General features: G+C 61.9%; 8 protein-coding genes. 4 read left to right on the top strand and 4 right to left on the bottom strand.

The features are described 5' to 3' along the window. From CAER_RS30110 to CAER_RS0126885, 3 genes are all read right to left on the bottom strand, one after another. The coding region (locus CAER_RS30110; RefSeq protein ID WP_036798095.1) for a hypothetical protein at window positions 1-745 on the bottom strand (745 nt) is incomplete at its 3' end. A 13-nt stretch (window positions 746-758) separates the two neighbouring features. Further along, on the bottom strand, window positions 759-1445 hold the full coding sequence (locus CAER_RS0126890) for a sulfotransferase (protein ID WP_027238264.1): 687 nt from the start codon (window positions 1443-1445) through the stop codon (window positions 759-761). Next, complete coding sequence (locus CAER_RS0126885) at window positions 1438-2370, bottom strand: sulfotransferase family protein (protein WP_027238263.1); 933 nt, start codon at window positions 2368-2370, stop codon at window positions 1438-1440. The genes CAER_RS0126890 and CAER_RS0126885 overlap by 8 nt, the downstream gene beginning before the upstream one ends. 156 nt (window positions 2371-2526) lie before the next feature. On the opposite strand from CAER_RS0126885, the gene CAER_RS0126880 reads away from it, so the two are divergent. From CAER_RS0126880 to glf, 3 genes are read left to right on the top strand one after another with little or no spacing between them, the layout of a single operon-like run. After that, a complete protein-coding gene (locus CAER_RS0126880; RefSeq protein WP_084299668.1) occupies window positions 2527-3444 on the top strand; it encodes a glycosyltransferase in 918 nt (305 codons plus the stop codon). Between the two features lie 41 nt (window positions 3445-3485). Continuing rightward, on the top strand, window positions 3486-4664 hold the full coding sequence (locus CAER_RS0126875; RefSeq protein WP_154667877.1) for a hypothetical protein: 1179 nt from the start codon (window positions 3486-3488) through the stop codon (window positions 4662-4664). Continuing rightward, complete coding sequence (gene glf / locus CAER_RS0126870; protein ID WP_027238260.1) at window positions 4661-5824, top strand: UDP-galactopyranose mutase; 1164 nt, start codon at window positions 4661-4663, stop codon at window positions 5822-5824. The genes CAER_RS0126875 and glf overlap by 4 nt, the downstream gene beginning before the upstream one ends. A gap of 36 nt (window positions 5825-5860) precedes the next feature. Here the strand turns inward: glf and CAER_RS0126865 are convergent, their stop codons facing one another. Continuing rightward, window positions 5861-6589, bottom strand: a complete 729-nt coding sequence (locus CAER_RS0126865) for a sulfotransferase family 2 domain-containing protein (protein ID WP_027238259.1) — start codon at window positions 6587-6589, stop codon at window positions 5861-5863. Window positions 6590-6831: 242 nt separating this feature from the next. Here CAER_RS0126865 and CAER_RS28615 point away from each other — a divergent pair. After that, a partial coding sequence (locus tag CAER_RS28615; RefSeq protein ID WP_161631115.1) for a glycosyltransferase family 2 protein occupies window positions 6832-7207 on the top strand: 376 nt, incomplete at its 3' end.

Here is a 7207-nt window from a genome sequence, read left to right as displayed (position 1 = left end):
GCCCGGGGGCGGCGGACAGTTTGCGCTGCAGCGCGCCGCCAAGGGCCATCCTGTGGTGGTCGGCCACCTCCCGGCCGCGCAGGACCTGCTGGACAAGGCGCAGGCCTGACAGCTCCGCCACGGAGAGCGCTTCGTTGACTGTGTCCAGGGGCAGCAGTTCGAAATCGCCGGTGCCCAGGGCGTGATAGAGAAAGTCGGACACCGCATCGCCTTCGCGCAGCTCGCTGCGCACGAAGGGGCGCAAAATCATGCCGCTGCCGAAGACCTGGCGCCAGGCCGGGAAGCGCTTGGCGTAGTACAGAGTGGGAACGCTGCTGATGAAACGGCAAAACTCCGGCAACGAGCCGTCAAAGGTGCCGGTTTTCAGTCTCTGGCCGTAGGCAGAGACGGCGCGCGAGGCATGCGGGCGCACGTAGGAGATCGTGCGCACGGGCAGGCCGGGAAAATAATCTGTTAGCACGCCTCGCAGCCGGTGCGGGTCGCGCCGGGCCAGGAATTCGGTGGAGATCACGCCGGTGCCGCTGCCGCGGGACGCGAACCAGTCCCGCAGCCCGCCGAACTGCGCCTGCACAAAGGCGGGATCGGCGTCTGCTTTCAGCGCGTTGGCAAGGGGCGCGTTGTTGAGGTGCCTTTGGGGCACCAGCTGCGATGTGCTGCAGCGCCAGGCCCCGGCGTTCAGCACCGACTGGATCGAGCTGGTTCCGGTCTTGGGGTCTCCTGTGTGAATGAGCAGATCCTGTATCATTGGCTGCACTCCCTCAGGCGCAGAAACGCGTGAAGTCGAAACTGCTCCAGCGGTCTTCTTCCTGTTGCGCCCAGCTTTTGTCGCTGGTTTTGTGCGCATGCCCCCAATGGACCGGGTCTAGCCGGAAGTCGGAGGCGAAGAAATCCGTGATTTTATTGATGGGGTCGGCAGCGATGTCGAATTCCAGCAGGCGGCCGGGCTTGTCTGCGAAATAGGACCGGACATGCGCATGGTGAGTGTCGAAATCCTGCGCCCAGCGGGCGATCACTTGCTCTTCGCTCTCGTTGTAGAACGCCATGTGTTTGGACAGGTAGAGCCCGTTCGTATGGCGGGCGCGGCTGCGCAGCCACTTGGCCTTGTCGCGCGTGTTGAGGATGAATTTTGCCTTCGGGTAGGCTTCGGCAATGGCCTGGAACTGTTTGAAGTTCTCGTAATGGCGCTTGGGGCGGATCAGTTCCAGGTCGAAGAATCCGGAAAAACGCTCCAGCCCTGCAAAGGCGGGCCTGCCGGTGCTCAGGTTGCGGTGGATCCTGGCTTGGTAGAGCGGTTTTTCCTGCCGTCCCTTGCCCTTGGACCAGTTGCAGTGCAGCGAGTTAACGCCGCTGCGGTTGAACAGCCGCGTCAGCGACAGGGTGGCGCATTTGTTGAAGCCGATCTGGACGGCGATGGGGCGCTCTTGCGGCGCGGCGGCGTCAGTCATTGGAAGCGGTTCCGGTGTCGTTGGAGAGGGAGTAGCCAAAATATTCCCAAGCCCGGACTAGGTTGCGCGTCCGGTAGGTCTCAGGGAACCCGGCGGTGTATTTGGCGTTGGAGTTCTTCACTTCGCTGAAGCGCTCCGCCAGCGGCAGCGGGGCGGGGCGCTTTTTGAGACCGCAGAAGGCCGCGATCCGCTCTGCCGTGCCGGCCGGGTCTGCGCAGAAATCCTCGTAGCGGGCCAGGATGCAATCTTCGCCAAGATCCTGAAACGCCTTCATGTAGGCGGTATTCCAATGCGCCATGAGCTGCGGCACCGGCAGCTTGTGCCACTTGCGGGTGGACAGCGAAACGGCCCGCGGGTCTCTGGTCCAGACGATGAAACGGGCCTCGGGGAACAGGCTGCGGAAATAGGGAATCCGGATGATGTTGGGCGGCGATTTCTCCAGCAGCACCGGGGATTCCCCGCTGACCCAGCTGTCCCATTGGGCAAGCAGCCGGCTGGCAGCCTTGCGGGCGCGCTCCGGTTTTTTCAGCGGAGCAAACTGCATCTGGGGGTAGAAGGCAAAGGCGCCAGGCCCGCCGAACGGGCGCTCTGCCATGTAGACATCCTGCAGGAACTGGCCTTCATTCTCCGGCACCTTCGCCGATTGAAAGAAGCTGACGCTGTAGTGGGCGCAAAGATAGTCATGCAGCAGCGTCGTGCCGCTGCGGTGCAGGCCGCAAATGAACACCGGGCGCTTGATCCGCACGTCTTCGGCGGGCCGGGTCCGGACCCGGCGGCGTTTCACTTGGAGGTCGGATTTCCCCAGGGCTTCCAGCGTCTTGCGCGCCTCGCTGAAGTGCCCCTCCTGCAGCAGGCTGCGGATCTCCTGGGCCGTCTTCCTGGCTTCTGCCGCAGCCGCCTGAGGTGAGTATACCGGCTTTTTCATCGTTCCCTCTTGTTCCCTCGCTGCCGATCGGGCCGCGGCGCGCAGTTGCGCTTCTCATAGCGGGTTGCAGGCGGCGGCTCCAGCAGAATGTGACGGGTTGCGGCAGCAGCCTATAGCGCAGCGGCAACACCCGCCTGCTCAGGGATATTGCTCTTGATGCGCTGGGGAGGGGCGGGTAGTCAGGGCGTGGCTTTTACTTCTTTGATGCAGGAACGCGCTGCCTTGAAAAACCAGATTATCGGGATTGTTCCCTTCTCCTTCGCGGCCACCGACCGGTTCCAGGCGGCACGGGATCACCAAGGTGAAGCACAGCTCCTGCGGGCGCTGTTCGATGAAACCCGGATCGCTTTCCGCTTCCGCATGCTGGAACTGCTCAATGCGCATTCATTGAAGGCGCAAGGCGACCGCAATTTCTCAATGATCTACCTCGTGTCCGAACGTATGCCGCCAGAACACCGTCGGCGTCTGGAGGAGATTGTCTCGGATGTGCCGGGGGTGCGGATCATTGNGCTGCCGCAGATGCCGCTGGCCGACGCTGTACGCCGCGCGTTCGAGCAGGTAATCGATCCGGATGCCGAGCACGTCAGCCTGTTCCGGCTGGATGATGACGATGCGCTGGCCGTGGACTTTATCGGCAGCCTGCGCCGCCGCGCCCGCCGCCTGATCACTGCCGGGCTGATCCAGAAACCCACAGTTCTGAGCGCCACCCGCGGCGTTTACTGGAAGAACGACGGGAAGGGGCGGTCGCAGCTGATCGACATTTGCGACCGGGTGCCGCTGTCGATGGGCTACACCATTGTCAGCCCGCGCGAAGACATTGGCCATCACTACCTGAAGGGGCACCGGGACGCGGCCATGTTCTACCCCTGTTTCATGGACCCCTCGCGGATCATGTATGTGCGCTCGGTGCATGGGGATAACGACGGCGGTATTTCAAACTTGAACCGGGGCCGGGTTTTGGAAGCTGGGCGTGCCCGTGAGGTCATGCGCCGCCGGTTCAATCTGGATGCTGATCTGCTGCTGGCACCCGAGGGCGCGCTGGAAGGCAAGACATTCAGCCAGCGGGCATCCTGACCTAACCTTCTCCGCGGTGGCATAGGGGAGCGGCTGGCACCATGATCAAAACTCTTGTTTTTCACATTGGGGATCCCAAAAATGGGTCCTCTTCCATCCAACGTGCTCTCTTTGATCGAAGGTGGCGTTGTGATCAGGTCAGAATCGCCCCGCAGCATGAGCTCAATGCCTCTGGACTGGCCAATACATTGCTGAAAGACAATCGCCCGGAGCGCCGCCGGAAGCTGTTCCGGCTGAAGCAGGATTGGGCGCGCCATGAAGACGCCGATATTGGCGTGATTTCGGCTGAATTCTTTGCCAAGGCGCGGCCGCACCTGCTGCAGCTTTGCGTGCATGAGTATTTGCCTGAGCATGCTGATGGTGTTCTGGTACTAGCATCTGTGCGGCCTCATGCTGCCTGGGTGGCCTCTGCCTATGGTACCAGGGTCAAGACCGGAGGCACTTTAACCACACTGTCCGACTTTGCGGCGCAGATATCCCAGCGCCCCTTCCTGGATTACTATCCGAGATTTGCACGCTGGAAAAGCGTTTTTGGCAGCCGCTTCACGCTGCGGCCGTTTGTGCCTGCGAAACTGCACCAGGGTGATGTGGTTGCGGATTTCTTCCATCAGATATTGGAAGGGGCGCCTTTTGCATTGCAGGAGGCTCCTACCTCGGCCAATTCCTCTCTGTCAGTCGAGGAGATCACGGCCATGCGGGTGATCCAAGAGACTTGGGTTCGTCTGGAAGTGCCCAAGCCCTTGCGGCTGGCTCTGGGCGGGGCCTTGGGGCGGACACTGGAAGGGCTGCCGGAGGGCTGCACGCGTAGCAAGCTGCGGCTAGACCAAGCAAGCGCAGGAGCCCTCCGAACGCGCTTCATCAAGGATGCGCGGGCCTTGGATAACGCTTTTTTCGGCAAGCCCCTCATGGAGGCTGCGCTGGACGGCGCAGTTGAATCTGCATTACCAGAGCCGCAGTCCTTGGAAGCGGAGGCATATTTCACTGCTGCGCAGTTGGTCGAGATGCAGGAGGCGGCCGCGGCGCTGGTGCCGCCGCTGCGGGCAGATCCTCAGGCCTGGCGCAATGACTACCGGTTCCGCAAGGCTCCGGGATCCAAGTACGGAAAGGCCGCTGCCGGGATCCGGCAGAGGCAACATATCGATGACGTATGGGCGCAGCTCAACCGCCTCGCGGGGCTCATGGGCAGAGTGCAGAGCGAAGACAAGAAGGTGATCACATGAATATTCTATGCGTTGGCGCAGGCCTCTCGGGCGCCGTGATCGGGCGGCATCTGGCGGAAGCGGGCCATCAGATCACCGTGGTGGACAGCCGCCCGCATGCCGGCGGCAACTGCCATACCGAGCGCGATGCGGACACCGGCGTGATGGTGCATGTCTACGGCCCGCATATCTTCCACACCGACGACGCCGAGGTCTGGGACTATGTGAACCGGTTTGAGAGCTTCAAGCCCTACAAGAACCGGGTGAAATCCACCACCCGCGGGCTGTCGGGCGAGCAGGAAGTGTTCTCCTTGCCGGTCAACCTGCACACCATCAACCAGTTCTTCCGCAAGACCATGCGCCCCGAAGAGGCGCATGACTTTATCGTCAATGAGCAGGCCGACACCTCGATCGAGACCCCGGAGACCTTCGAAGAGCAGGCGATGCGCTTTGTCGGCAAGGATCTCTATGAGGCGTTTTTCAAGGGATACACCATCAAGCAGTGGGGCATGCATCCCTCGGAGCTGCCCGCCTCGATCCTGAAGCGGCTGCCGGTGCGGTTCAACTATGACGACAACTATTTCTTCCACCAGTTCCAGGGGATGCCGGAAAACGGCTACACGCCGATGATCGAAAAGATCCTCGAGCATGAGAACATCACCGTGAAGCTGGAGACCGAATTCACCCCGGAGACGGGCGCAGAGTATGACCACGTGTTCTACTCCGGGCCGCTGGACGGCTATTTCGGCTACCGGCTCGGCCGCCTCGGCTACCGCACCCTGGATTTCGAGCGCTTCACCCACCAGGGCGACTATCAGGGCTGCGCGGTGATGAACTACGGCGAGGAAGAGGTGCCCTTTACCCGCATCACCGAGCACAAGCATTTCGCGCCGTGGGAAGAGCACGAGGGCTCGGTGCTGTACCGCGAGTTCTCCCGCCTGGCCGAACCCGGCGACATCCCCTATTACCCGATCCGCCAGGTGAAGGAGAAGGCGTTGCTCGCGGATTACGTCAAGCTGGCCGAACAGACCGCCGGCGTCACCTTTGTCGGCCGCCTGGCGACCTACCGCTATCTGGACATGGATGTGACCATCCGCGAGGCCCTGGACGCGGCGCGCGGCTTTGCCGCCTGCCTGGAGAAGGGTGAAGCGGCACCGGCGTTTTTCACGGCGCCGTTTTGAGCGGTGCCCGCAGCGGCGGCGTCCCGGGACGCCGCTTCAGGCGTCTGCGGGATCCTTGGAATAGCCGACGAGATCGAAGATCCAGCCGTCGATCTCCAACGTCCGGTCGACCAAGTCCTGGGAATCGAAGAAATCGAGCAGCTTCCAGTCCCGCTTCTTGCCGGCATTGTTGCGCTCGTGCTCAAGGCGGACCTGCGGATCTTTCACCCCGGCTGAGGTTAGGAAGGCGGTCAGATCCGCCTGCAGATTTTCCAGCCGCAGGTAATCGGTCAGGATCATTTTATCGCCGATGAAGGCGAGGTAATTGTCGCGCTTGACCCGCTCCATGTTGGAGAGGTCATAGGGGTCGGCAAACAGGTAGGCGCGGAAGCCTGCACGGGCCTCGGCCAGGGATTCCGGGGCGCGAGCGCCCGCCAGCCAGACCGATTTGTAGAGGTATTGCGACAGCAGCCGACGGAATGGATTGCGCACGCAGGCGATCCGGCGGTAGGCGTGGAAACACTCTTCGCCGATTTTTTCCGCGACCTTGCGCGCGCCCATGTGGTGCCAGAAGAAATCCGGATCTTTGCGGCGCGCTGACAGCACCGCGGGGCCCGGCGCCCGGGCGCCAACGATGCCGTACTCGGTGATCAGTGGCGCGGCGCGGTTGGGGTAGACCTTGTGGCCGGGGGGCGCGCAGAACGGCTCCAGCGCCAGCTCTGCCGAGGTCGAACCGGTCTTGTGGGTCTTGAGGTAGATGAACTTATGCTGATGTGAAAGCAGCACTTGGTTTCCAGTTCTGTCTTGTGGCTTCGGAGCGGCGAAAGAGGGAAAGCCGTTAGAATACCGACTGTTTTGGTTGGTGGTATCACCAGCCGGTCCTGCGAAGCAAGCGCTGCCGCTGCTGGATTTCTGCGCACGAGACGGCACAGGCCGGGGTTGTTTCCGCGGTTCCTCCGCGCCGCAGCCATCTTACGGTTGCGCCGCGGCATGGCTGCCTTTAACCAGTGGCTGACCCACCCCTGTTTGTGTCCCACGACGGAAAAATTATGAGCCCCAGCACGTCTCTATCGGTGATCATCCCATTCTATAATGAAACCGCATTCCTCACAACGGCGGTCAATTCCGTCCTGTCGCAGGGGATCGGTTCGGTTGAAGTCATCATCGTCAACGACAACCCGGATACCTTCCCGCAGGCCTTTTTCGACGGCTTGGGATTCCCGGAGAACGTGCAGGTAACGCATCACGCGCGAAACCGCGGGCTGCCGTCGTCGCGCAATACTGGCATTGATGTGGCGCAGGGCGCGCATATCGCCTTTCTTGACGCGGACGACTATTACCTGCCGCAAGGGCTGCGTAAACATCTGGAATATGCGCAGCGCCAAGGCGCCGAGATCACTCATG

This window comes from Leisingera caerulea DSM 24564 (genome assembly GCF_000473325.1).
GTDB lineage: Bacteria > Pseudomonadota > Alphaproteobacteria > Rhodobacterales > Rhodobacteraceae > Leisingera > Leisingera caerulea.
The sequence above is the reverse complement of the archived record's forward strand: the minus strand, read 5'-3'. Positions and strand labels throughout refer to the sequence as shown.